The sequence below is a fragment of the Curtobacterium oceanosedimentum genome (genome assembly GCF_040545555.1).
In the GTDB taxonomy this organism is placed as follows: Bacteria; Actinomycetota; Actinomycetes; order Actinomycetales; family Microbacteriaceae; genus Curtobacterium.
In genome coordinates, this window is the sequence record NZ_JBEPMD010000001.1 from 354,690 (window position 1) to 377,353 (window position 22,664).

A 22,664-nucleotide genomic window follows, 5' to 3' on the forward strand; every position below is an offset into this window, starting at 1 on the left:
TCAGCAGCAGCAGCAGCAGCACGACGCGACACGACACGACAGGCGAGGAAGGACGACGACGATGACGACGACGGACGGAACCGGCGAGACCGAGGTGGGCGGCGCCTCCAGGCCGGACGGCGGCGGACGGTCGACCAGGCCGGTGACCCTGTTCACCGGGCAGTGGGCGGACCTGCCCTTCGAGGAGGTCGCGCGCCTGGCGGGGGAGTGGGGCTACGACGGGCTGGAGATCGCCTGCTGGGGCGACCACCTCGACGTGCGGCGTGCCGCGACGGACCCGGAGTACGTGGCGGACCGGAAGGCGGTCCTCGAGCGCAACGGACTGCAGGTCTGGACGATCGCGAACCACCTGACCGGGCAGGCCGTGTGCGACGACCCGATCGACCAGCGGCACGAGGACATCCTCGCGCCGCACGTGTGGGGCGACGGCGACCCCGAGGGCGTCCGGCAGCGGGCCGCCGAGGAACTGCAGTGGACCGCCCGTGCAGCCGCCGCGCTCGGGGTGACCACCGTGACCGGGTTCTCCGGGTCCTCGATCTGGAAGACCGTCGCCGGGTTCCCGCCCGTGCCGCCGGCGATGATCGAGGCCGGGTACCAGGACTTCCACGACCGCTGGTCGCCGATCCTCGACGTCTTCGAGGAGGTCGGCGTCCGCTTCGCGCTCGAGGTGCACCCCTCCGAGATCGCCTACGACTACTGGACGGCGAAGCGGGCGCTCGAGGTGTTCGCCGACCGGCCGTCCTTCGGGTTCAACTTCGACCCGTCGCACTTCGTGTGGCAGGACCTCGACCCCGCCGCGTTCCTGCTCGACTTCGCCGACCGGGTGTACCACGTGCACTGCAAGGAGTCGGTCAGGCAGCTCGACGGCCGCAACGGTCGACTCGGGTCGCACCTGCCGTGGGGCGACCCCCGTCGCGGGTGGGACTTCGTGTCCGCCGGGCACGGCGACGTGCCGTGGGAGCGGGTGTTCCGCGTGCTGAACCACATCGGGTACGACGGTCCGACGAGCGTCGAGTGGGAGGACGCCGGGATGGACCGACTCGTCGGCGGCCCAGAGGCGCTCGCCTTCGTGCGGAAGCTCGGCACCATCGCCCCGCCCGACGCCGCGTTCGACGCCGCGTTCTCCCGCTCGCGCTGAGCGCCCGCCCGGGTACGCGAGACTCGGTCTCAGCGACGTTCCTCGTCCCGACCGCCGCGAGGAACGTCGCTGAGCACGAGACTCGCGCCGCCGATCCACTTCACACCCCAGGAGGACCCATGGCCCGCACGGCCACGACCACGCCCGGCAACGTCGCGCGCGTCCTCCGCATCGTGCACGAGGACGGACCCGTCACCCGCGCCGAGCTCACCCGCAGCACGGGGCTCAACCGGTCGACGGTCCTCGCCCTGGTGGGGGAGCTCGTCGAGCGGGGCCTGGTGCACGAGGAGTTCCCGGCCGCCGGGACCGCGGGAGCCGACCGACCCGCCGGGGTCGGACGACCGAGCGCGGTCGTCCGGGCATCCGGCGACGTCGTGGCCGCCGCGGTCACCGTCGAGATCGACACCGTCGCGGTGGCACTCGTCGCCCTCGACGGCACCGTGCGCGACCGGCTCGTCGAGCCGCAGCCCAGCGTCCCGAGCGCAGCCGTCGCGGTCGACGCCGTCGCCCGGCTGCTCGACGTCCTGACCGGACGGGCGGCCCCGGAGCTGCGGCTCGTCGGCGTCGGCGTCGCCGTCCCGGGCATCGTCCGGGTCGAGGACGGGGTCGTCCGCGACGCCCCACACCTCGGCTGGCGGGACGAGCCCTTCGCCGGGCCCCTCGCCGAGCGTCTCGGGCTGCCGGTCCGCGCGGCGAACGACGCGAACCTCGGCGCCTGGGCCGAGCGGCTCTACGGCAGTGCACGTGGTGTCGACGACCTGGTGTACCTGAACGGCGGCGCGAGCGGCATCGGTGGCGGGATCGTCAGCGCCGGCCGACCGTTCAGCGGTGCCGACGGGTACGCGGGCGAGCTCGGGCACACCTTCGTCGCGGCGAACGGCATCCGCTGCCACTGCGGGGCGATCGGGTGCCTGGAGACCGAGGCGTCGCGCGGCGCCCTGACCGCCGTGACCGGCACCCCGCCCGACGACCTCGACGCCCTCGCCACGGCGCTGGCCGAGGGACACGACGAGGTCGAACGGGTCGTCGACCGACAGGTGACCGCGCTCGCGACGGCGATCCGGAACGCCATCCACACCGTGGACCCCCAGGTCGTCGTGCTGGGCGGGTTCCTCGGGGTGCTGCTCGGGCACGTCGGGGACCGCGTCGAGGACGACGTCCGGGCGCAGACCATGGCGGCGATGACCGACCGGCTGCGCATCGTGCCCGCCGAGCTCGGGCGGGACGTCCTGGTGCGCGGTGCCGCCGAGCTCGGGTTCGCCGACCTGCTCCGCGACGGGGCCCTCCCGACCACCAGCGGCGCGGCAGCCGCCCCCGCCACCGACCACACCACATCCGACCGCGAGGACGCGGTCGAGGAAGCGAGATCCGCATGAGCACCACCCCCGACACCCAGCGCGCGAGCGTCCTGCTCGGCACCGAGGACCTGACGATCGAAGACCGCCCCGTCCCCGCGGTCGCCCCTGGCGACGTCCTCGTCCGCGTCGCCGCCGTCGGCGTCTGCGGCTCCGACGTCCACTACTACCGCCACGGCCGCATCGGCGACTTCGTCGTCGAGGAGCCGCTCGTCCTCGGCCACGAGCTCTCCGGCACGATCGCCGCGGTCGGCGAGGGCGTCGACCCCGCCCGGGTCGGCGAGCGCGTCGCCGTCGAGCCCCAGCGTCCCTGCCACCGCTGCGCGCAGTGCCTGGCCGGCCGCTACAACCTCTGCCCGCACATGCGCTTCTACGCGACGCCCCCGGTCGACGGCGCCTTCGCCGAGTACGTCACGATCGAGGCGGAGTTCGCACACACCCTGCCCGACACGGTGTCCTTCGAGGCGGGTGCACTGCTCGAACCCCTGTCCGTCGGCATCGCCGCCGCACGCAAGGCCGGCATCGTGCCCGGCTCGAGCGTCCTCATCGCCGGTGCCGGACCGATCGGCGTCATCTGCGCCCAGGTCGCCCGGGCGTTCGGCGCGACGCGCGTGGTCGTCAGCGACCTCGTCCCCGAGCGCCGCGAGCGTGCGCTGTCCTTCGGCGCGACCGAGGTGGTCGACCCCGTCGCGGTGGACGTCACGTCGGACATCGTCCCCGTCGACGCGTTCATCGACGCCAGCGGTGCGCCCCGTGCCGTGTCGGACGGCATCAAGGCCGTCGGGCCCGCCGGTGCCGCGGTGCTCGTGGGCCTCGGCAACTCCGAGATGGTGCTGCCGGTCGAGCACATCCAGAACCTCGAGGTGACGGTCACCGGCATCTTCCGCTACACGAACACGTGGCCGGTCGCGATCGGTCTCGTCGCGTCGGGCCAGGTCGACCTCGACGCGCTCGTCACCGGCCGCTTCGGCCTCGACGAGGTCCGGGAGGCCCTCGAGAGCGACACCGACCCGGCCTCGCTCAAGTCCGTCGTCTACCCGAACGGGGTCCCCGCGGGCGCGTGAGGACGCGAGCCGACGTGCGCGACGCGGGTCGCGCCCGTCCGGTGACCGCTCGACGGACGGGAGGCGCGGTGCCGGCGGGTGCCGACCCTCCCGTCCGGCGTCCGGTCACCACGGCGAGCCGTGGCCGGGTGGTCCCCGCCCGGTCACCACGACGCGCTACGGTTCGGCCATGACCGCGACACCGGCGGCGGCAGTGCCGCAGCGCACCGACCGGCGGGCCCTCGTGTCCTGGGCACTCTGGGACTGGGGGTCCTCGGCGTTCACCGCCGTCGTCACCACGTTCGTCTTCAGCACCTACCTGGCGAGCCGGGCGTTCGTCGACCCGCGGCTCGTCGCTGCCGAGGACTCCTCGGCGGCCGCGGCGCAGGCGGTCGAGCGGGAGCTCGCGCACAACGCCGCCACGGTCTCGACGGCGCTGACCCTCGCGGGGATCGTCGTCGCGCTCGTCGCGCCCGCGGTGGGGCGGCTCGCCGACTCCTCCGGGCACCGCCGCCGGTCCGTGCTCATCGGCACGATCGGTGTCGCGCTGTCGATCGGGGCGATGGTCTTCGTCGCGCCCCAGCAGCCGTACCTGGTGCTCGGCGCAGCGCTCCTCGGCATCGGGACCGTCGCGTACGAGGTCGCGACCGTCGGCTACAACGCGATGCTCGGCCAGGTGGCGTCCGGGCCGCAGACCGGGCGCGTGTCGGCGGTCGGCTGGGCGGCCGGGTACTTCGGCGGGATCGTGCTGCTCGTCGTCCTGCTCCTGCTCTGCATCCAGGACTTCGGCACCGAGGGGGTCGCGGGGCTCCTGCAGCTGCCGTCGACCGTGGCGGACGGGTCGTGGGACGTCCGGGTCGCGATCGGCATCGCGGCGGTGTGGTTGGCGGTCAGCTCGGTCCCGCTCTTCCTGACCGTGCCCGAGGCGGCACCGGACCGGTCCCGCACCGGCGGCCTGCTCAGTGCCTACCGCGACCTCGGCCGGCACGTCGCCCGGCTGTGGCGGGAGCGCCGGAACGTCCTGGCCTTCCTGCTCGCGAGCGCCGTGTTCCGCGACGGCGTCGGCGCGGTGTTCACCTTCGGCGGCATCGTCGCCGCGCAGGTGTTCGGGTTCAGTCCGTCGCAGGTGATCCTCTTCGCGATCGCGGCGAACGTCGTCGCCGGCATCGCGACCTTCGCGTCCGGGCGGCTCGACGACCGGTTCGGCTCGCGGGCGGTCATCACGGTGTCGCTCGTCGGGCTCGCGCTCACCGGCATCGGCGTGTTCCTCATCGGGAACGCCACCGCCGGGTTCTGGGTGCTCGGGCTCACACTGGCGATCTTCGTCGGGCCGGTGCAGTCGTCGTCCCGGGCGTACCTGGCGCGGCTCGCCACCCCGGGCCGCGAGGGCGAGCTGTTCGGCCTCTACGCGACGACCGGGCGGGCGGCGTCGTTCCTGGCACCGGCGCTGTTCGGCATCGCCGTGACGATCGGCGGGTCGACGCGGTTCGGGATCATCGGCGTGGTCGTGGTGCTCGTCGCGGGGCTCGTGCTCATGGCGTTCGTGCGGCGGGAGCCGGCGCGGGTGTAGCGCTCGGTCCGCTCGTCGGTCCCGGCTCACCCCGCGTTCCGGGCGCGGGTCGAGCACCCGGTCGGACCGCATGCGCCAGGATGGGTGCATGACCGACCAGCGGATCGCCGTCGTCGTCCTCGCCGCCGGGCAGGGCACGCGCATGAAGTCGTCCACCCCGAAGGTGCTGCACCGCCTCGCCGGCCTGCCCCTCGTCGCGCACGTGCTGCGCACGGCCGCCTCGCTCGAGCCCGAGCACGTCGCCGTGGTCGTCCGGCACGAACGCGACCGGGTCGCCGCCGAGGTCGCCGAGCGCGCCCCCGAGGCGATCGTGGTCGACCAGGACGACGTCCCCGGCACCGGTCGCGCGGTCGAGGTCGCCGTCCAGGCGCTGCCCGCCGACTTCGACGGCACCGTCGTGGTGCTGTCCGGCGACGTCCCGCTGCTCGACGCCGTGTCGCTCCGCGCGCTGGTGAACGCCCACGTCGGCAACGCCGTGACCCTGGTCAGCGCGATCGCCGACGACCCGACCGGTCTCGGCCGCGTGGTCCGCGACGCGTCCGGCACGTTCGTCGGCATCGTCGAGCACAAGGACGCCACCGACGAGCAGCGCACGATCACCGAGTACAACGCCGGGATCTACGCCTTCGACGTCACGCAGCTGCGTGCCGTCCTGCCGTCGCTCACCACCGCGAACGCGCAGGGCGAGAAGTACATCACCGACGCACCGGCACTCGTCATCGAACGGGGTGGCTCGGTCGACGTCGTGACCCTCACCGACCCCTGGCTCGTGGCCGGCATCAACGACCGCGCGCAGCTCGCCGACGCCGCGCGCGAGCTCAACGCCCGCATCGTCCGACGCCACCAGGTCGCCGGCGTCGCCGTGCAGGACCCGGCGACCACCTGGATCGACCTCGACGTCACCATCGAGGCCGACGCCGAGATCCTCCCCGGCACGCAGCTCGTCGGCGCCACGGCCGTCGCCGCCGGCGCCGTGGTCGGGCCGGACACCACGCTGCGCGACACCGAGGTCGGAGCCGGCGCGGTGGTGAACCGCGTGGACGCGACCCTCGCCGTCATCGGCGACGGCGCCTCGGTCGGTCCCTTCGCCTACCTGCGCCCGGGCACGATCCTGGGCGAGCGGGGCAAGATCGGCACGTTCGTCGAGACGAAGAACGCGGTGATCGGCCGCGGCAGCAAGGTCCCGCACCTGTCGTACATCGGCGATGCCGAGGTGGGCGAGGACTCGAACATCGGGGCGAACACGATCACCGCCAACTACGACGGCGTGCACAAGCACCGCACCGAGGTCGGGTCGAACGTCCGCACCGGCTCGCACAACGTGTTCGTCGCCCCGGTTAGGATTGGCGACGGGGCGTACACCGGCGCGGGTACGACCGTCCGCAAGGACGTACCGGCCGGGTCGCTGGCGATCAGCTACGCCCCGCAGCGCAACACCGACGGATGGGTCGAGGAACACCGACCCGGTTCGCCGGCGGCCGAGGCGGCTCGGCGCGCGCACGGCGAACAGATCTGACGGCGGTCGGGTCGATCGAGACGGCCCCGAGCGGGTCAGGGAGTGAGCACCGCACTTGTCCGGAATCAAGACCACCGGTCAGAAACGACTCGTCCTCGTGTCGGGCCGGGCACACCCGGAGCTCTCGGCGCAGATCGCCGACGAGCTCGGGGTCGACCTCGTCCCCACGGATGCCCGGACCTTCGCGAACGGTGAGCTCTACGCCCGCTTCGACGAGTCGGTCCGCGGCTGCGACGCGTTCGTCATCCAGTCGCACACCGCGCCGATCAACGAGTGGCTCATGGAGCAGCTCATCATGGTCGACGCGCTGAAGCGTGCCTCGGCGAAGCGCATCACCGTCGTCGCGCCCTTCTACCCCTACGCACGCCAGGACAAGAAGGGCCGTGGCCGCGAGCCGATCTCGGCGCGACTCGTCGCCGACCTGTTCAAGGCCGCCGGTGCGCACCGCATCATGAGCGTCGACCTGCACGCCGCACAGATCCAGGGCTTCTTCGACGGCCCGGTGGACCACCTGTTCGCGATGCCCGTCCTGCTCGAGCGCTTCCGCGAGATCCTCGACCCGAAGACGCTGACGGTCGTGTCGCCCGACATGGGCCGCGTGCGCGTCGCCGACATCTGGTCGGAGAAGCTCGGCGCTCCGCTGGCGATCATCCACAAGCGCCGCGATCCGCTCGTGCCGAACCAGGTGTCCGTGCACGAGATCGTCGGCGACGTCTCCGGCCGTGTCTGCCTGCTCGTCGACGACCTCATCGACACCGGCCGCACCATCGCCAAGGCGGCGGAGGCCCTGAAGGCCAACGGCGCGACCGGCGTCGTCGTCGCGGCGACCCACGCCGTGTTCTCCGACCCGGCCACCGAGCTGCTGCAGAGCGAGTTCATCGACCGCGTCGTCGTCACCGACACCCTGCCGCTGCCCGAGGACAAGCGCTGGGACCGCCTCGAGGTCCTGCCGATCGCGCCGCTCATCGCCCGCGCGATCCACGAGGTCTTCGACGACGGCTCCGTGACGTCGATGTTCGACGGTGCCGCGTAGTCGGACCGGTCGCGCGATCCGCGTGACCCCACCGGCGAGCTGAGCCGTGCCTCCCGTCCACCCGGCGCGCGCCGCGCTGGCCGCCCGACTCCGGTCGGCGGGCAGCGTGTTCGCCGAGGACGAAGCCGACCTGCTGCTCGAGGCCGGTGACGGTGACCCGGTGAAGCTGCGCAGCCTGGTGCAGCGTCGGCTCGCCGGCGAACCGCTCGAGGTCGTGCTCGGCTGGGCCGCGTTCGACGGACACCGCGTCCGTGTCGCACCGGGGGTGTTCGTGCCACGGACCCGCACCACGGTCGTCGTCGAGCAGGCCGCACGACGGTTGCAGCGCTACGACCGGGTCGTCGACCTGTGCTGCGGGGTCGGCGCGATCTCGGTGGCGTTGCTCGGCCGGGTCGGCGCGCTCGACCTGGTCGCCGCGGACATCGACCCGGACGCGGTCGACGTCGCGGCGGAGAACATCGGCGACCGCGGGATCGTCGTCCTGGGAGACCTGTTCGCACCGCTGCCGGAACGGTTCCGCGGAGCCGTCGACGTCATCGCGGTGAACGCGCCGTACGTGCCGTCGGAGGCGCTGGCGACCATGCCGGCCGAGGCGCGGGAGCACGAGCGACTCGTCGCGCTGGACGGAGGCCCGGACGGGCTCGACGTGCACCGGCGGGTGGCCGCGGGGGCGGGGGAGTGGCTGCGTCCGGGCGGCGCGGTCGTCATCGAGGTGTCGTCGACCCAGGCGCCGGTGTCCGCCGCGGTGTTCGAGGGCTCGGGCTTCAGCGTGACGATCGAGTCCGACGACGAGGTCGAGGGGACCTGCATCGTCGCGGAGCTCCCCGCCTGACGCCCGTCGGCCGCGGTACCGTCTGGGCGTGGAGTACTCGTTCGCACCGCCGACCGCAGCGGAGTTCCAGGCCCTCTACGGCGAGACAGGTTGGGGTGCCTGGGACCTCGAGCGCTTCGCACGCGCCCTGTCCGGCAGCTGGGTGGTGTGCAGCGCGCGGGACGAGGCGGGGCGTCTGGTCGGGATCGGACGCCTGATCAGCGACGGTGCCCTGCACGCCTTCGTCACCGAGATGATCGTGTCGGAGGGCGTGCGCGGCACGGGTGTCGGAGGCGAGGTGCTCGCCCGGCTCGTCGACGAGGCACGCCGTCGGGGCGTCGACGACGTGCAGCTCTTCGCGGCTCGGGGTCGAGCGTCCTTCTACGAACAGCGCGGCTTCGTCCGCCGGCACGAGGACGGACCCGGCATGGACCTCGACACGGTCGTCGCGACACCCGGTGCCCGTGGCGACGGTGAGGGGGACGGGGGCGCGGACGATCACGCTGGCGTGGTCAGCCGGCGCTGACCTGCACCGTGTGCCACCCGGTCGCGCCGTTCGGAGCCGGCGGCCGCTCGACGCTCGTCTGCACCTGGCCGTCGGCGCTGACCGCCCGGACCCGGATCGTGTGCGAGCCGGCGTCCGGCGTCCAGCGGTACACCCACTGCCGCCAGGTGTCGGCCGAGACGGAGTCCGCGAGCGTGGCGTCCTGCCACGCGCCGTCGTCGATGCGCACCTGCACCGCCTTGACCCCGGTGTGCGGCTGCCAGGCGACGCCGGCCACGGCGACCTGCTGGCCGGCGGTCAGTGAGGCACCGCCCCGAGGGGTGTCGATCCGCGACTCCAGCTTCACCGGCCCGCGTTCGGACCACCCGCGCGGCGTCCAGTACCCCTGGGCGTCGGCGAACCGCGTGACCTCGAGCTCGGTCACCCACTTCGTCGCGGAGACGTAGCCGAAGAGCCCGGGGACCACCATCCGCACCGGGAAGCCGTGCTCGGCGGGCAGCGGTTCGCCGTTCATCCCGATCGCCAGCAGTGCCGCGGTGCCCTCGTCCTGCAGCACGTCGAGGGGCGTCCCCGCGGAGAACCCGTCGATGCTGCGGGAGAGGACCATGTCGGCGCCGTCCTGCACGCCCGCTCGGGCGAGCAGTGCGCGGATCGGGTAGCCCAGCCACAGGGCGTTGCCGATGAGGTCACCACCGACCTCGTTCGACACGCAGCTGAGCGTGGCCATGTGTTCCTGCAGGGGCAGTGCCAGCAGCTCGTCCCAGGTCAGGACGACCTCTCGGTCGACGGCGCCGTGGATGCGGAGCGACCAGTCCGCCGGGTCGATCGACGGCACGCGGAGCGCCGTGTCGATGCGGTAGAAGTCGGCGTTCGGCGTGACGTAGGGCGTGATGCCGTCGACGTCGAGCGACGCGCCGGCGGGGACGGCCGGCGCGGTCGTCGCGGCCCGGGGGAGCCGGACGGCGCGACGCGCGGCCGCAGCGGCCTGCATCGCCGCCGTACCGGCTCGTGATGCTCCGCCGACGACGATCGCCGCGACGGCGGTCGTCGCGCTCCAGACCAGGAAGGCGCGTCGCTCGGTCGCAGCCGGGCGGGGCGACGCCGAGGGCACGGCCGCCGCGGCCTCCCACCGACGGAGCCGACGCAGGAGCACGCGGAGCACGACGATCGCCGCGGCGACGCCGAGCACCGTCGGGGCTCCGTCCCAGGTGCCGCTGCCCGAGCGGGTGGTGACGGCGACCAGTGCGAGGACCGCACCGGCCGCGAGGACGAGCGCCCCGAACGGCGGCCGCGCGCGCTCGAGCACACCGGCGCCCGCGCTGATCGCTGCCGTGAGCACCGCCATGAGCACGAAGAGCGCGGCCTTGTCCCCGGTGCCGAACAGGCCGACCATCAGGTCCTTCGCCGCCGGGGGAGCGAGGTCGATCACGGCCGAACCGACGGCCACCAGCGGGCTGCCCGCACCGCCGAGCAGCAGCGCGCCGAACTCGGCGACGGCCAGGAACGCGGCGACCGCGACCACACCGCACACGGCCGCGAGCAGCGCCGGGTGCCGGACCCGTGTCGGGGCCGGTGCCTGCTCGGTGGTCGGTGCCGCTGTCGTGCTCACCCGTGCAGCGTAGGTCGGAGCCACCGCGGATGGGCTGACAACGTCCGTGGTGGTGGACGACGAGGAGCCGCTCCGGCCTGTGCAGGGATCGTGACCGCGACGGGTTCGTCGACCGTTCACTGCTCCGGGACAGCGCACCCGACCGGAGCCGTGCGAGGATCGGGATCGTGTTGGACCGACCAGACCGTGTGCCCCGCCGCGCTCGCGCGCGGCGGTCGCGCACCGCCTGGACGGTCGATCGACGTTTCGCGGTCCTGCGCTGGAGCATCGTCGGCGTGTGGACGGCGCTCCTGGTCGGTCGGATCGTCGTCGTCTCGACGGCGCCGCAGACCGACCTGACGTTCTTCGGCGTCGCCGAGCTCGTCGCGGTCTCCGTCGGGGTGGCGGGTGTCGTCGTCGCGGTCGTGCGCGCCCGGGCGATCCGCCGTCGTCGTGCCGACGAGGCACTCGCGTCCGCGATCCGTCGCATCGACCCGACCGTCTGGTTGGTGCCGGCGGCGCCGACGCCGGAACTGCGCCAGGACGTGCAGCGGGCCCGGCCCGAGACCACCCTGGGCGAGCGGGTGACCTGGGCGTTCGGGGCCACCGAGGCGTCGCTGTGGGAACTCGAGGAGCGTCGGGCGACCCGTCTGCTCGTGATCCGCTGGAGCCGCATGGTGCACGTGGGCGTCGAGGACGTCCTGGGGGAGCGGACTGCGAGCGCCGTGGCCATGCACTACGTCCGACCGGACGACACCGCCGCCGTCGCCACCTTCTTCGTCCGCTCGTCGCCCGGGTCCCGTCGGCTGCTCGGACGGGGCCCCAGACTCGAGCGGCTCGTCGCCGACCTCGCACGGGAGCGCATCGTCGTCTGACCCCGTCCGCCGAACAGACAGCAGGCCCCGTCGTGCGACGGGGCCTGCTGTCTGTTCGGTCAGTGCAGGGATCAGTGCGTGGACGGTTCCTGCTCGACCTCGCGGCGGCCGTCCTCCGACCACAGCGTGTGGAAGGTGCCGTCCTTGTCGACGCGCTGGTAGGTGTGCGCGCCGAAGAAGTCGCGCTGCCCCTGGATGAGTGCCGCGGGCAGGCGGTCGGACGCGAGCGAGTCGAAGTACGCCAGCGCGGACGAGAACCCGGGGGCGGGGATGCCCGACGCTGCGGCGATCCCGACGATGCGACGCCAGGCTGCCTCGCCCTCGGCGACGGCGTCCGCGAAGTACGGGTCGACCAGCAGGCTCTCGAGCGAGGGGTTCTTGTCGTACGCCTCGACGATGCGGTTGAGGAACTGGGCACGGATGATGCAGCCACCGCGCCAGATCTTCGCGACCGCGCCGAGGTCGATGTCCCAGTCGTACTCCTTCGCCCCGGCGATGATGAGGTCGAAGCCCTGCGCGTACGCGACGACCTTCGACGCGTACAGCGCGGCGCGGACGTCGTCCTCGAACGTGTCGGGCACGTCGACGACGTCCGGGCGGCTCGTCACCGACTTCTGGACGGCTGCACGCTGCGTCGGCTTCGACGACACCGCTCGGGCAAAGACCGCCTCGCCGATGCCGGAGACGGGGATGCCGAGTCCGACGGCGTTCTGCACGGTCCACACGCCGGTGCCCTTCGACCCGGCCTCGTCGCGGATCACGTCCACGAGCGGCTTGCCCGAGTCGGCGTCCTGCTGCTTGAGGACCTCGCCCGTGATCTCGATCAGGTAGGACTCGAGGTCGCCCTCGTTCCACTTCTCGTAGATCTGCACGAGCTCGTCGACCGAGTGCCCGCCGGCGCGACGGAGCAGGTCGTAGGACTCGGCGATCAGCTGCATGTCCGCGTACTCGATGCCGTTGTGGACCATCTTGACGAAGTGGCCGGCGCCGTCGGTGCCGATGTGCGTCACGCACGGCTCGCCCTCGGCCACCGCGGCGATCGACTTCAGGATCGGCCCGAGGGTCTCCCACGCCTCGTCCGAGCCGCCGGGCATGATCGACGGGCCCTTGAGCGCGCCCTCCTCGCCACCGGAGATGCCGGTCCCCACGAAGTTGAGGCCCTTCTCGCGCAGGTCGTGCTCGCGGCGGATGGTGTCGTGGAAGTTCGCGTTGCCGCCGTCGACGATGATGTCGCCCTCCTCGAAGCGCTCGGCGAGCTGCTCGATGACGGCGTCGGTGCCCTTGCCGGCCTGCACCATGATGATGGCGGTGCGCGGCTTCGACAGCGACGCGACGAAGCCGTCGATGTCCTCGGACGCGATGAACCCCATGTCGCCGTGCTCGTCCATGAGCTCCCGGGTGCGTGCGTAGGTGCGGTTGTACACCGCGACCGTGTTGCCCTCGCGCGAGGCGAGGTTGCGGGCCAGGTTCGAGCCCATCACCGCGAGACCGACGACGCCGATGTTCGCCGTGCCGCCGTCGTCGTGCTGTTCGTTGTCCGCCACCTGAGTCTCCTTCGTCCTGACGTGTCGCGGCCCACCGTACGACCGACACCTTGGGTCGGCACGGGTGTTCCGGCAACTGGGGGCGGGAAGCGGACGACCCGTACTGTGGAGGGATGACCGACCACGACGTCCTCCCGCCCGTGCTCGTGATGGGTGTCTCCGGTTCCGGCAAGTCCACCGTCGGCCAGGCGCTGGCCGACGCCCTCGCCGAGCAGGGCCAGCCGAGCACGTTCGTGGACGCCGACGACCTGCACCCGGCCGCCAACAAGGAGAAGATGCGGCAGGGCACACCGCTGACCGACGAGGACCGCTGGCCCTGGCTGGACGCGTGCGCGGCGCGCATCGCCGAGGTGCAGGCGTCCGGCCACCGGTGCGTGATGGCGAACTCCGCGCTGAAGCGGGTCTACCGTGATCGGCTCCGCAGCTCGGCGCCCGACCTCGTCATCGCGTTCCTCGACGGGTCGCACGACCTCATCGCCGAGCGCCAGGCCCACCGCCACCACGAGTACATGCCGTCCTCGCTGCTCGACTCGCAGTTCGCGACCCTCGAGCGGCCGCAGCCCGACGAGACCGCCGTCGCGGTGTCGATCGAGGGATCGGTCGACGACACCGTGGCGACGATCACGTCGGCGCTGTCGGTCACTTCCGGCTGAGCTCGGCGAGCCGCGAGCGGTACTCGTCCGCGTCGATGTCGCCGCGGGCGAACCGGTCGGCGAGGACGGCCCTGGCGTCGGACCGTGCCCGCCAGCTGCCGCGGCGCAGCGCGCCGAAGACGACGGCGGTGGCCAGGAGCACGAGCAGGAAGAACGCCGGGAACAGGAAGAAGGGCGGGCCGCCGTGCCCGTACGGGCCGACGGCGGCGATGGTCGAGAGAGCGGTGTGCACGGTTGCCTCCTGGGCGGTTCGTGTCGCCCGGTCGGGCGACGATCCAAGCGTCCGGCAGGGAGGCTCGTCCCGCGTCCGCCACGGAGGCCGACTCCGGCCTGCTCCCGCAGCAGTACCGCCGTCCCTCCTGCACAGGCGGCTACTCCCGCGGGAGTAGTCCACACCTCCTGCCAGCGCCCGACGCCGTGGCACCCGTCCGACCCTAGGCTCGGACCCATGCACCGCACCCCCACCGCCTCGGCTGAGGCGGACGACGACCAGCGAGACGGCGTCCGCCGCTTCGCCCGGTTCGGTCGGGTGCTGCCGGTCGCACTCGTGCAGATCGTCGGGACGCTGCTGGCAGCGCGGTTCCCGACCGGTCCGACGGACGCCGTCGGGCCTCGCGGCGGCCCGCCCTGGGCGTCCCACGTCCTCGGCTCCTCGGTCGTCGACGCGGCGGTCCCGGGCCCGCTCGCGATCGCGCTCCTCGTCGCCGGGGTCGTCGTCCTGCCGTGGCGCTGGCGGTGGCCGACGGCAGTCCTGCTGGTCACGCTCGCGACGACGATCGGCTACGCCCTGCTGGTGAGTCCGCGCGGGCCGTTCGTGGCCGCGCTGAGCATGGCCGCAGTGAACGCGTGGCTGCGGGGACGTCGCACCGCAGCGGGCGTCGCGCTCGGACTGGCCGTCGCGGTGCTGCCGACCGCCGACGCGGTCCTCGCCCGGACGCCCGACCGGAACCTCGATGCGGTCTTCCTCGCCGTCGCTTGGGCCGCCGTCACGCTGTCGGTGGCCGAGCTCGTCCGGGTCCGTCTCGAGCGCGTCGCGGAACGACGCCGCCGACGGGCTGCTGCGGAGCAGGAACGTGCGCGTGACGAGCGCGTCCGCATCGCCCGTGAGCTCCACGACTCCGTCGCGCACAGCATGTCGCTCATCAACCTGCAGGCCGGGGTCGCGCTCCACCTGGGGGCCGAGCTCCCCGAGCAGACGCGCAGCTCGCTCGCCGACATCCGTGACACGAGTCGCGAGGCCCTGGTCGAGCTCCGGACCATCCTCGGCGTCCTCCGATCGGTCGACCGACCCGGTGCCCTCGGCGCCGACGGTTCGGACGAGCCGGACGGGTTGAACGCGCTGGACGGGCCGAGGAGGGTGCGACTCGACAGCGCACCGCTCGGACGTGGCGCTCTCGACAGCGAGTCGTCGCCCGGCTCAGCGGACCGGCACCCCGTCCCCGGGCTCGACCGCCTGGAGGACCTGGTGGTGCGGGCCCGTGCGGCCGGGGTCGACGTCTCCGCGGACGTCGACGGTGACCGTGCGCTGCTGGACCGCACCACCGACCGCACGGCGTTCCGCATCGTGCAGGAGTCCGTGACGAACGTGATGAAGCACGCCCCCGAGCACCGCACGCGCATCGCAGTGCGGGTCGACCCGGACGTCCTCGAACTCTCCGTCGAGGACTCCCCGTCACCGGCCCACGACGCCAGCGTGGAACGGACGTCGCCGCTGCTCGGGCCGTCGGGCAACGGCATCATCGGGATGCGCGAGCGGGCCGCTGCGGTCGGTGGCACGCTCTCGGCCGGGCCGACACCGGACGGGGGCTGGCGGGTGGCGGCTCGTCTGCCGAACACCGCGACCGCGGCCGGACGGGTGCCCCACGAGGACGGGATCGGGGAACGATCGTGACCACCACCACCGACGACGTCATCCGCGTCGTGCTCGTCGACGACCAGGTGCTCATCCGGGCCGGCCTCCGCGCGCTCGTCGACGCCGAACCCGGCATGACCGTGGTCGGCGAGGCCGGTGACGGTGACGAAGCCGTCGACACCGTCCGACGGGAGCGTCCCGACGTCGTGCTGATGGACATCCGCATGCCGGGCACGGACGGACTCGTCGCGACCCAGCGCATCTCGGCTGACCCGGACCTGGGCGGCGTGCACGTGGTGATCCTCACGACCTTCGAGGAGGACTCGTACGTGTTCGAGGCGATCCGTGGCGGTGCGGCCGGCTTCCTCGTGAAGGACACCGAGCCCGCCGAACTGCTCCGCGCGGTGCGCACCGTGCACGCGGGGGAGTCCCTGTTGTCGCCGGGGCCGACGCGGTCCCTCGTCGCCGCCTACGCGACGCACGCGAAGCCCGCGGCCCTCGCCCCCACGCTCGACGTGCTCACCGAACGCGAACGCCAGGTGATGCAGCTCGTCGCCCTCGGGCTCAGCAACACGGAGATCGCCGAGCGGCTCTTCGTCAGCCCGATGACCACGAAGACCCACGTCTCCCGCGCCATGATCAAGCTCGGCGCCCGCGATCGCGCGCAGCTGGTGGTCTTCGCCTACGAGACCGGACTGGTCACGCCGGGGTGGCAGCCGTGATCACGTCCGGTGCGCCACGACGGCCGCGTGCGGGCGTGCCCCCCCCCTCGTCGGTGGAGCCTGATGTCAGCGCACGCCGCTAGGTTTGACAGGATGATCAACTGGAACTGGGACCGCTTTTGAGGGTCGGGTCGAACAGCTCGATGCCCACGACGTCAGCTGCGGACGTGAGCCGCTATCCTAGGCTTCGATACATGGGGTCTAAGTTCCGATTGGTCAACGAACTCGATTCCGTGTTCTCATCGATTCCAACGGGCCGTGCCCTCGATGCCTTCAGTGGCTCGGGTATAGTTTCCTATCTTTTGAAGAGCCGCGGTTGGTCAGTCGTGAGCAACGACTTCATGGAGTATCCGTCAGTTGTCGCAAGAGCTCTGATCCAAAACTCGAGGGCGACGCTCGATGCCGAACTCACGGAGCTGATTTGTTCGCCTGCCGCCGACGACAGGGACTTCATAACACGAACATTCGAAGGAATCTTCTTCGAACGTCGAGATTTAGAATTTCTGGACGCGGCATGGTCGCACATCGACCGCCTTCAGGGCGCGACGCGGGATGTTGCGATTGCCGCTCTGGTTATTGCGGCAGCTCGCCGCCAACCGAGGGGTGTCTTTACCTTTGTCGGGCACCGCTACGATGATGGACGACGCCATCTGCGCGTGCCCATAGAAGACCTTTTTCGAGAAGCAGTCGCTGAAGTCAACGGGGCGATATTCGATAATGGTCGAGTGCACCGGGTCCTTACTCAGGATAGCGCCCTTCTATCCTCGAGCGAGATCGACCTCGTTTACCTTGACCCCCCTTATGCTCCGCCGAAGGATGATGCGGATTACATGAAACGCTATCACTTTCTGGAGGGTCTCTCTGTCTACTGGCGTGGGCAAGTGATCATGGAAGAGACGAAAACTAAGAAGATTGCGAAGAAGTTCACCGAGTTCGCCTACAAGCGGACGATTGAGAACGCCTTAGAGCGGACCTTCGCGCAATTCGCATCGGTTCCTACTCTGGTGATGTCATACTCCTCGAATGCGGTTCCTGATCGAGATCGTATCGTCGACTTGATGAAGGTGACTCGTCCGCGGGTGGATGTCAAAGAAATTCCCCACAGGTATAGTTTTGGAACTCATTCGACGGCGGCTCGTCGACAAGTAAGCGAATATATCTTCATTGGGAGCCTGGAATGACTGCTTTTGACGAATACGTTGAGAGGCTTAGGCCACTTACGCCACACGTAGACCCGTTGGCTCCAAGTCGAGCCTCATCGCAGATTCAGCAGGTTGCAAAGGATCTCGAAACAGTTCATCCGACGACAGTTGATGAGCTCGCTGCGTTCCTGCAGCGCAACCCGGACGGCGTACCGACGGTCGCGCTTGTGGTGGGTTTGTCCCAGGAGAAGCTTAAAAATGCTCTGAAGCATGAATTCGGAACGAGTAGTTGGCGGTCAATAGCCAAGATCGACCCAGGTCGATTGTCGCGGTTCTTCGACTCTGCTTACGGGATGCTGGGAGCCTTAGATCAGCACTTGAACCGGAGCTATACGTTCGGTGAGCTTCTTGTGGCAAGGGCTGGGTCGCGCGTCTCCGCGATTCGGGCTGGTGCTGCAGGGAGGAGCATCGAGGATGCGATCGAGCAGATAGCGATGGACCTCGGATTAGATTCAACTTCTAGGACTCGTTTTATCGGAAACGGCGGCAGGACTGCCCCGTGTGACCTTGCTATACCGTCCCGTGACCAGCCGATGATCGTCGTGGCCGCGAAGGGTTTTGACTCAACCGGTTCAAAGTTGACCGATGCTGTCCGTGAGATCGAGGAGATGGCGGCAGTTCGGCTACCGCGCCAGCTGTGTCTGGCGGTTGTGGACGGAATCGGCTGGAAGAGTCGAATTAACGATCTTCGCCGCATCCATCGCCTTTTGGAAGACAGCCAGATCGACGGCCTTTATACGCTTAATGATCTCGAGGAGTTTCGGACAGACTTACGCGAATTTGCGCGACTCAAAGGGCTCTTCGAGCCCTCGCTATGAGTGTTCGGCGTGCGACAATGCTGATATCGGCGGCGGACAACGAACCCGTTCGGTTCGGGCTAGCGGTGGCGGGCTGAGTCGATCGCATCGTGATCACAACCGGTGCGCCACGACGGCCGCGTGCGGACGTGCCCCCTCGTCGGTCCTCCGGTGGACGGAGTCGACCGTGAGACCCGCGTCCTCGAGCGCAGTGACCATCCGCTCCACGGGCCATCGGTGGGCGGTCGTCACCGCGTGGTCGAACGGCTCGAGCGACGGGCCCTCGAAGAAGCCGACGAGCAGCCCGCCGCCGGGGGCCAGGATGCGGTGGACCTCAGCGAGCGCGATCGGCACCCGGTCCGGGCGGTGGTGCACGAGCGAGTACCAGGCGAGCACACCGCCGACAGCCCCGTCGGACAGGCCGGTCACCTCGATCGTCCCGGTCCGGAAGTCGACCTCGGGTGAGGCCGCCCTCGCGAGCCCGACGAACCGCGGGACGGGCTCTACCCCGATGACGTCGTGGCCACGGCGGTGGAGGTGCGCGGTCCAGTGTCCGGGTCCGCACCCGACGTCGAGCAGGAGTCCGTGCATCGTGTCCGCCCATGCCTCGACGAGTGTCCGGTCGTCGGGGTGGACAGCGTCCATCGACCCGAGGATCTCGGCGTACTCGTCCGCTCGGTCGCCGTAGGCAGCCACGACCCGGTCGACGTCGGGCACCGTCGCGCTCGGGACGTCCGGAGTGCTCTCCGCGGTGTGTTCCACGACTCGACGGTACCGACGGCCACCGACTCGCCGACATCGACCTGCCCGTACCGACCTGCCGCCTCCGACTGCCGCGTCCGCCCTGCCGCGGCCCGCCCCCCCCGGGCACTCGCTCCGTCGGGTCCGAGGCGCGCGCCGCTGGTCCGGTCCACGTGGCGACGGTCCACGTGGCGACGGTCCTCGTGTCGGCGGTCGTGGTGCCGGCGGTCTCCGCTCGTGTGGACCGCGGGGTCGGGTCGCCCGGAGGCAACCCGACCCCGCCGTACGGAACGCGGTGGACGGAGCCGGGGATCAGTCCGACGTCGACCGAGAACGACGCCGGACGGCGAGCACGGTCAACCCCGGCACGAGGAGCGCGAGCGCGAGCGCGACCGCAGCACCGATGCTCGTCCCGGTGAACGCGAGTCGTCCGGCAGCGGTGGCGTGCACAGCGCCGGCGCGATCGTGACCGCCTTCGCTCGACGCGTCGTCGCCCGCCTCGGCACCGGAACCGCCGCCCGCCCCGGGTACTCCGTCGCCGTCGCCGTCGCCCCCGCCACCGGGATCCGCCGCAACCAGGCCAGCATCGACGGTCGTGTCACGGCGCACGCCCTCGAGCGCGCCGGTCGTACTCGTGACCCGGTCGACCGTGACCGGTGCGGTCTGGCCGTCCGGAGCGGCGTCCGAGTCGACCGCGGGGTCGTCGCCGACGTGTTCCTCGGTGAAGTGCGTCCCGTCCGGCGCCGTGAAGCGCACGCGGTAGTCGCCCGGCCGCAGCCCGTCGAACCGGTACCCGCCGTGGTCGTCGGTGGTCGTGCGCCGCTCGACCTCGTCACCGCGGTCGTCGGTCCCGGTCAGGGCGACGGGCACGCCCCGGACGCCGGGCTCGCCGTCGTCCTGCAGACCGTCGTCGTTCCGGTCGTCCCACACCCGGTCGCCGATCGCGCCGGCGACGACCCGGACGGTCGACGGGTTCGACTGCACCGGCAGCGCCAGGTCGGACGTCCGGAGCCCGAACCGGTTGACGTAGCGGTCACCGTCCTGTTCGCCGCTCGTCGCGAGGGTGAGCCGGTACGTGACGGTGTCGGCGGCCGGGACCGGGGTCTGCCGCTCGACCCGGACGGCAGTCACCCGCGCGAGTGCGTCCGGGCAGCCGCTCGCGCCGAACTCGTCCTCGGTGCACCAGCGGGTCGCCCCGCCGGGCTGGTTGCTCGGGTCGGCACCGTCCATGGCGACCTTAGTGGGATCGGCGTCGGTGTAGCGCACGACCTCGTCCTGGGCGGCGTCGGAGGTGACCGGCGCCGCGAGGCCGACGCTGCCGTGGAAGTCCGAGCCCCGTGCGTCTCCACGGTGCGGGAGCACGTCGATCAGGTCGAGGCCGCGGATCGCGGTGTCGTCGGTGTTCGTGACGTCGAGGTCCCACTCCGGGTGGTCGCCGGTCACGACGACGGGTGCCGGTGTGCGCTTCTCGACCCCGACGCCGCCGGTGGTGACGACCTCCAGCCCGCGCTGCGCGGTGCGCCAGCCTTCCTCGGACCGGTCGGCCGGGGACTCGACCGTCACGGTGTTGGCGATCCGCCCGGCCGGGGCCGAGCGGTCGACCCGTGCGGTGTAGGTGATCGGGGTGATGCGGCTGTTCGGCTCCACGTCGTGCAGCGTCCAGGTCAGACGCTGGTGCTCCTGGCCGTCGGCACCCGGCACCGTGTCGACCTCGGGGGTCCTCGACGCACTGTCCTCGACGTACGAGGTGTGCGCGGGCAGGACGTCACGGACGGTGACGTCGGTAGGGCGTCCGTCGGCGAAGCCGTTCGTCAGGGTCGGCCGGAGCGCGTAGTCGACGGTGTTGCCCGGTGCGACCGAGCTCGTCCGGTCCGGGGTGTCCGCGGCGTCGTGCCCGGGGTCGACGACCACCTTGCCGACGCGGACCAGGTCCTCGGTGAGCACGACGCTGTCGGCCAGCCCGCCCGCAGCGAGGTCGGGGTCCTGCTGGTCGTGCACCCAGGCGGGGAGGTGGTCACCGAAGCGGGCGTGGCCGAAGTCGCGGGCGCGGGTGCCGTCGGGGACTCGCTGCGTCGTCACGGTGGAGAACAGGCCACCGTACGTTCCGCCGGGCAGGTCACCGACGACACGGACCGCCCCGACCGCCGCAGCTCCGCCGGGGACGTCCTCCGGATCGTCGTACCAGGGACCGTCGCCGTCGTCGCACGTGTGGACCTGGCCCGCCGCCGGCGATGCCGTGTCGTCGGCGGCGTACTGCACCCGGGCGTGCTCGAAGCCGCTCGTCCACGCGGGCGCCCGCCCGCCGACGGCCGTCAGACGCTGCGTCCGGCGGTCGAACGTGTCGCAGAGGGCCGCGTTGCGGAAGGCGGCGAGCCCCGGGTTCGACATCGTGACGTCACTGCGGAGCCGGGTGCCGGGGGTGGCCCAGGGGTCGCCGTCCTTCGCCGATCCCGCGATCACGCCGATCCCGTCGCTGTCGAGACGCCAGAGTCGCTTCGCCGCGCTGCCCGGTCCGAGCTCGACGAGGTTCCGCCGCGCACTGTTGTCGGTCGTCGGCTCCGAGCCGCCGGGGAAGTTCGGCGTCCCGCTGACCGACGTCGTCTGCAGCGGCGTGAAGGTGTTCACCGACTCGACGGACGTCGGCGCCTCCGGGGTGGGCACCCACAGCGAGATCCACCCGCTCACGACGTACGGCTTCGCGCCGCCGCTGATCGGGCCACCGCCGATGTTCCGCCTGGGCATGCGCGCTGCGTCCGTCACGGCACCGTCGATCGTGACGTCGACGTCGCCGCCCGGCTCTGCCTGCGTGCACGTGATGGTGCCCGAGTCGACCACGGCGCGGTCACCACCGCCGCGGCCAGCGGGCAGGCCGCCGAACTGCACACCGTCCTCACCGTTCCGACCACAGGCGGGTCCACCGCCGTTCCAGAGCACCGCGCCCGACGGCCGGTCGCCGAGCAGGTGGGACAGGTCGTCGGTGAAGTGCATGTCGCCCGTGCTCCGTTCGAACCCGAGGAGGCCCTGCCCGGGGACGGGGGACTGCCAGTCGACCGTGATCGGGTAGCGCAACTGGACGCCGGGGGTGGCGTCCGGCCCCGGCACTCCGGTGCGCAGGGTCGAGCCGACCGCGGCCTTGCTGAGGTTGTACCGCGGCGCGGCGGACACGACGGTCGTCGCCGAGGTGACCGGTGCGGTCGGTTCGGCGTCGTCGGCCGAGGCGGTACCGGTCACGGCGATGCGGTCGCCGTCCTGCAGGTCCCCGGACACGTCGAGCACGGCGGGCACGGCGACCGCGTGCCCCGAGGGGACGTCGCCGAGGTCGCAGGTGAGCCGCTGGCCCTCCACCACGGAACCGGCTCCGGTGCATGCGAGCGGTACACCTGCCCAGCTCGTGCCCGTCGGGGCGTCGAGCACGAACCGCTCGTGGTGTGCGGTCCCGTCGCCCGCGCTCACGGTGACCCGGTAGGTCACGGCGTCACGGGTGCGAACGACACCGTTCGCGGGACCTCGGTCGGCTCCGGGGCCGTCCTCGGGCGTGAACGGACCGCGGCCGTCGGCGGCAACCTCCACGGCAAGGCCGACCACCGCCTCGGGCGCGGGTGCGGCAGCAGCAGCGCCGCTCGGCCCGAGCAGGACGGCGGGGACCGCCAGCGCCACCGTCCCCAGCGCGCCGATCGCGCGCCCGGACGACGGGGGACTGACGGGCCGGCCGCATCGAG

At 71.7% G+C, this 22,664-nt stretch carries 19 protein-coding genes; 14 read left to right on the plus strand and 5 right to left on the minus strand.

Annotated features, from left to right (window positions below):
* Positions 1–61 precede the first annotated feature (61 nt).
* The 8 genes from ABIC52_RS01620 to ABIC52_RS01655 all read left to right on the plus strand — a co-directional run bounded on the left by ABIC52_RS01620 (position 62) and on the right by ABIC52_RS01655 (position 8,992).
* Complete coding sequence (locus ABIC52_RS01620) at positions 62–1,138, plus strand: sugar phosphate isomerase/epimerase family protein (protein ID WP_354026438.1); 1,077 nt, start codon at positions 62–64, stop codon at positions 1,136–1,138.
* Positions 1,139–1,257: 119 nt separating this feature from the next.
* Positions 1,258–2,514 (plus strand): ROK family transcriptional regulator, encoded by a 1,257-nt coding sequence (locus tag ABIC52_RS01625; RefSeq protein WP_209677571.1) that lies wholly within the window; start codon positions 1,258–1,260, stop codon positions 2,512–2,514.
* Complete coding sequence (locus ABIC52_RS01630; RefSeq protein ID WP_126892450.1) at positions 2,511–3,557, plus strand: NAD(P)-dependent alcohol dehydrogenase; 1,047 nt, start codon at positions 2,511–2,513, stop codon at positions 3,555–3,557. Before ABIC52_RS01625 ends, ABIC52_RS01630 begins: the two co-directional genes overlap by 4 nt.
* 169 nt (positions 3,558–3,726) lie before the next feature.
* On the plus strand, positions 3,727–5,106 hold the full coding sequence (locus tag ABIC52_RS01635; RefSeq protein ID WP_126892449.1) for an MFS transporter: 1,380 nt from the start codon (positions 3,727–3,729) through the stop codon (positions 5,104–5,106).
* An 88-nt stretch (positions 5,107–5,194) separates the two neighbouring features.
* Positions 5,195–6,622, plus strand: a complete 1,428-nt coding sequence (glmU, locus tag ABIC52_RS01640; RefSeq protein WP_354026439.1) for a bifunctional UDP-N-acetylglucosamine diphosphorylase/glucosamine-1-phosphate N-acetyltransferase GlmU — start codon at positions 5,195–5,197, stop codon at positions 6,620–6,622.
* Between the two features lie 55 nt (positions 6,623–6,677).
* Positions 6,678–7,655 carry a ribose-phosphate diphosphokinase gene (locus ABIC52_RS01645; RefSeq protein ID WP_126892446.1) on the plus strand — a complete coding sequence of 326 codons (978 nt, stop codon included), beginning with the start codon at positions 6,678–6,680 and terminating at the stop codon, positions 7,653–7,655.
* A 46-nt stretch (positions 7,656–7,701) separates the two neighbouring features.
* The gene (locus ABIC52_RS01650) at positions 7,702–8,487 is read left to right on the plus strand and encodes a putative protein N(5)-glutamine methyltransferase (RefSeq protein ID WP_354026440.1); all 786 of its coding nucleotides are present in this window, start codon (positions 7,702–7,704) and stop codon (positions 8,485–8,487) included.
* Positions 8,488–8,515: 28 nt separating this feature from the next.
* The gene (locus ABIC52_RS01655) at positions 8,516–8,992 is read left to right on the plus strand and encodes a GNAT family N-acetyltransferase (RefSeq protein WP_354026441.1); all 477 of its coding nucleotides are present in this window, start codon (positions 8,516–8,518) and stop codon (positions 8,990–8,992) included.
* Here the strand turns inward: ABIC52_RS01655 and ABIC52_RS01660 are convergent.
* Positions 8,979–10,580 (minus strand): molybdopterin-dependent oxidoreductase, encoded by a 1,602-nt coding sequence (locus ABIC52_RS01660; protein WP_354026442.1) that lies wholly within the window; start codon positions 10,578–10,580, stop codon positions 8,979–8,981. The genes ABIC52_RS01655 and ABIC52_RS01660 overlap by 14 nt on opposite strands.
* Before the next feature lie 167 nt (positions 10,581–10,747).
* On the opposite strand from ABIC52_RS01660, the gene ABIC52_RS01665 reads away from it, so the two are divergent.
* On the plus strand, positions 10,748–11,434 hold the full coding sequence (locus ABIC52_RS01665) for a hypothetical protein (RefSeq protein WP_148113332.1): 687 nt from the start codon (positions 10,748–10,750) through the stop codon (positions 11,432–11,434).
* A 71-nt stretch (positions 11,435–11,505) separates the two neighbouring features.
* On the opposite strand, the gene gnd is transcribed toward ABIC52_RS01665, so the two are convergent.
* Complete coding sequence (gnd, locus tag ABIC52_RS01670) at positions 11,506–12,978, minus strand: NADP-dependent phosphogluconate dehydrogenase (RefSeq protein ID WP_354026443.1); 1,473 nt, start codon at positions 12,976–12,978, stop codon at positions 11,506–11,508.
* A 113-nt stretch (positions 12,979–13,091) separates the two neighbouring features.
* Here gnd and ABIC52_RS01675 point away from each other — a divergent pair, with 113 nt between their 5' ends.
* Positions 13,092–13,631: a gluconokinase gene (locus tag ABIC52_RS01675; protein WP_126890985.1), complete on the plus strand. Its 540-nt coding sequence runs from the start codon at positions 13,092–13,094 to the stop codon at positions 13,629–13,631.
* Here ABIC52_RS01675 and ABIC52_RS01680 read toward each other — a convergent pair.
* Positions 13,618–13,863 carry an SHOCT domain-containing protein gene (locus ABIC52_RS01680; RefSeq protein ID WP_202976531.1) on the minus strand — a complete coding sequence of 82 codons (246 nt, stop codon included), beginning with the start codon at positions 13,861–13,863 and terminating at the stop codon, positions 13,618–13,620. The genes ABIC52_RS01675 and ABIC52_RS01680 overlap by 14 nt on opposite strands.
* 216 nt (positions 13,864–14,079) lie before the next feature.
* Here ABIC52_RS01680 and ABIC52_RS01685 point away from each other — a divergent pair, with 216 nt between their 5' ends.
* The 4 genes from ABIC52_RS01685 (at position 14,080) to ABIC52_RS01700 (ending at position 18,225) form a co-directional block, all read left to right on the plus strand.
* Positions 14,080–15,522 (plus strand): histidine kinase, encoded by a 1,443-nt coding sequence (locus ABIC52_RS01685; protein WP_354026444.1) that lies wholly within the window; start codon positions 14,080–14,082, stop codon positions 15,520–15,522.
* A complete protein-coding gene (locus tag ABIC52_RS01690; RefSeq protein WP_354026445.1) occupies positions 15,519–16,205 on the plus strand; it encodes a response regulator transcription factor in 687 nt (228 codons plus the stop codon). Before ABIC52_RS01685 ends, ABIC52_RS01690 begins: the two co-directional genes overlap by 4 nt.
* Positions 16,206–16,399: 194 nt before the next feature.
* Positions 16,400–17,386, plus strand: a complete 987-nt coding sequence (locus tag ABIC52_RS01695; protein WP_354026446.1) for a DNA adenine methylase — start codon at positions 16,400–16,402, stop codon at positions 17,384–17,386.
* Positions 17,383–18,225 carry a hypothetical protein gene (locus ABIC52_RS01700; protein WP_354026447.1) on the plus strand — a complete coding sequence of 281 codons (843 nt, stop codon included), beginning with the start codon at positions 17,383–17,385 and terminating at the stop codon, positions 18,223–18,225. The genes ABIC52_RS01695 and ABIC52_RS01700 overlap by 4 nt, the downstream gene beginning before the upstream one ends.
* Positions 18,226–18,318: 93 nt before the next feature.
* Here ABIC52_RS01700 and ABIC52_RS01705 read toward each other — a convergent pair whose 3' ends face one another.
* The gene (locus ABIC52_RS01705; protein ID WP_354026448.1) at positions 18,319–18,966 is read right to left on the minus strand and encodes a class I SAM-dependent methyltransferase; all 648 of its coding nucleotides are present in this window, start codon (positions 18,964–18,966) and stop codon (positions 18,319–18,321) included.
* Between the two features lie 291 nt (positions 18,967–19,257).
* Positions 19,258–22,602: an SdrD B-like domain-containing protein gene (locus tag ABIC52_RS01710; protein ID WP_354026449.1), complete on the minus strand. Its 3,345-nt coding sequence runs from the start codon at positions 22,600–22,602 to the stop codon at positions 19,258–19,260.
* Between the last annotated feature and the right edge of the window lie 62 nt (positions 22,603–22,664).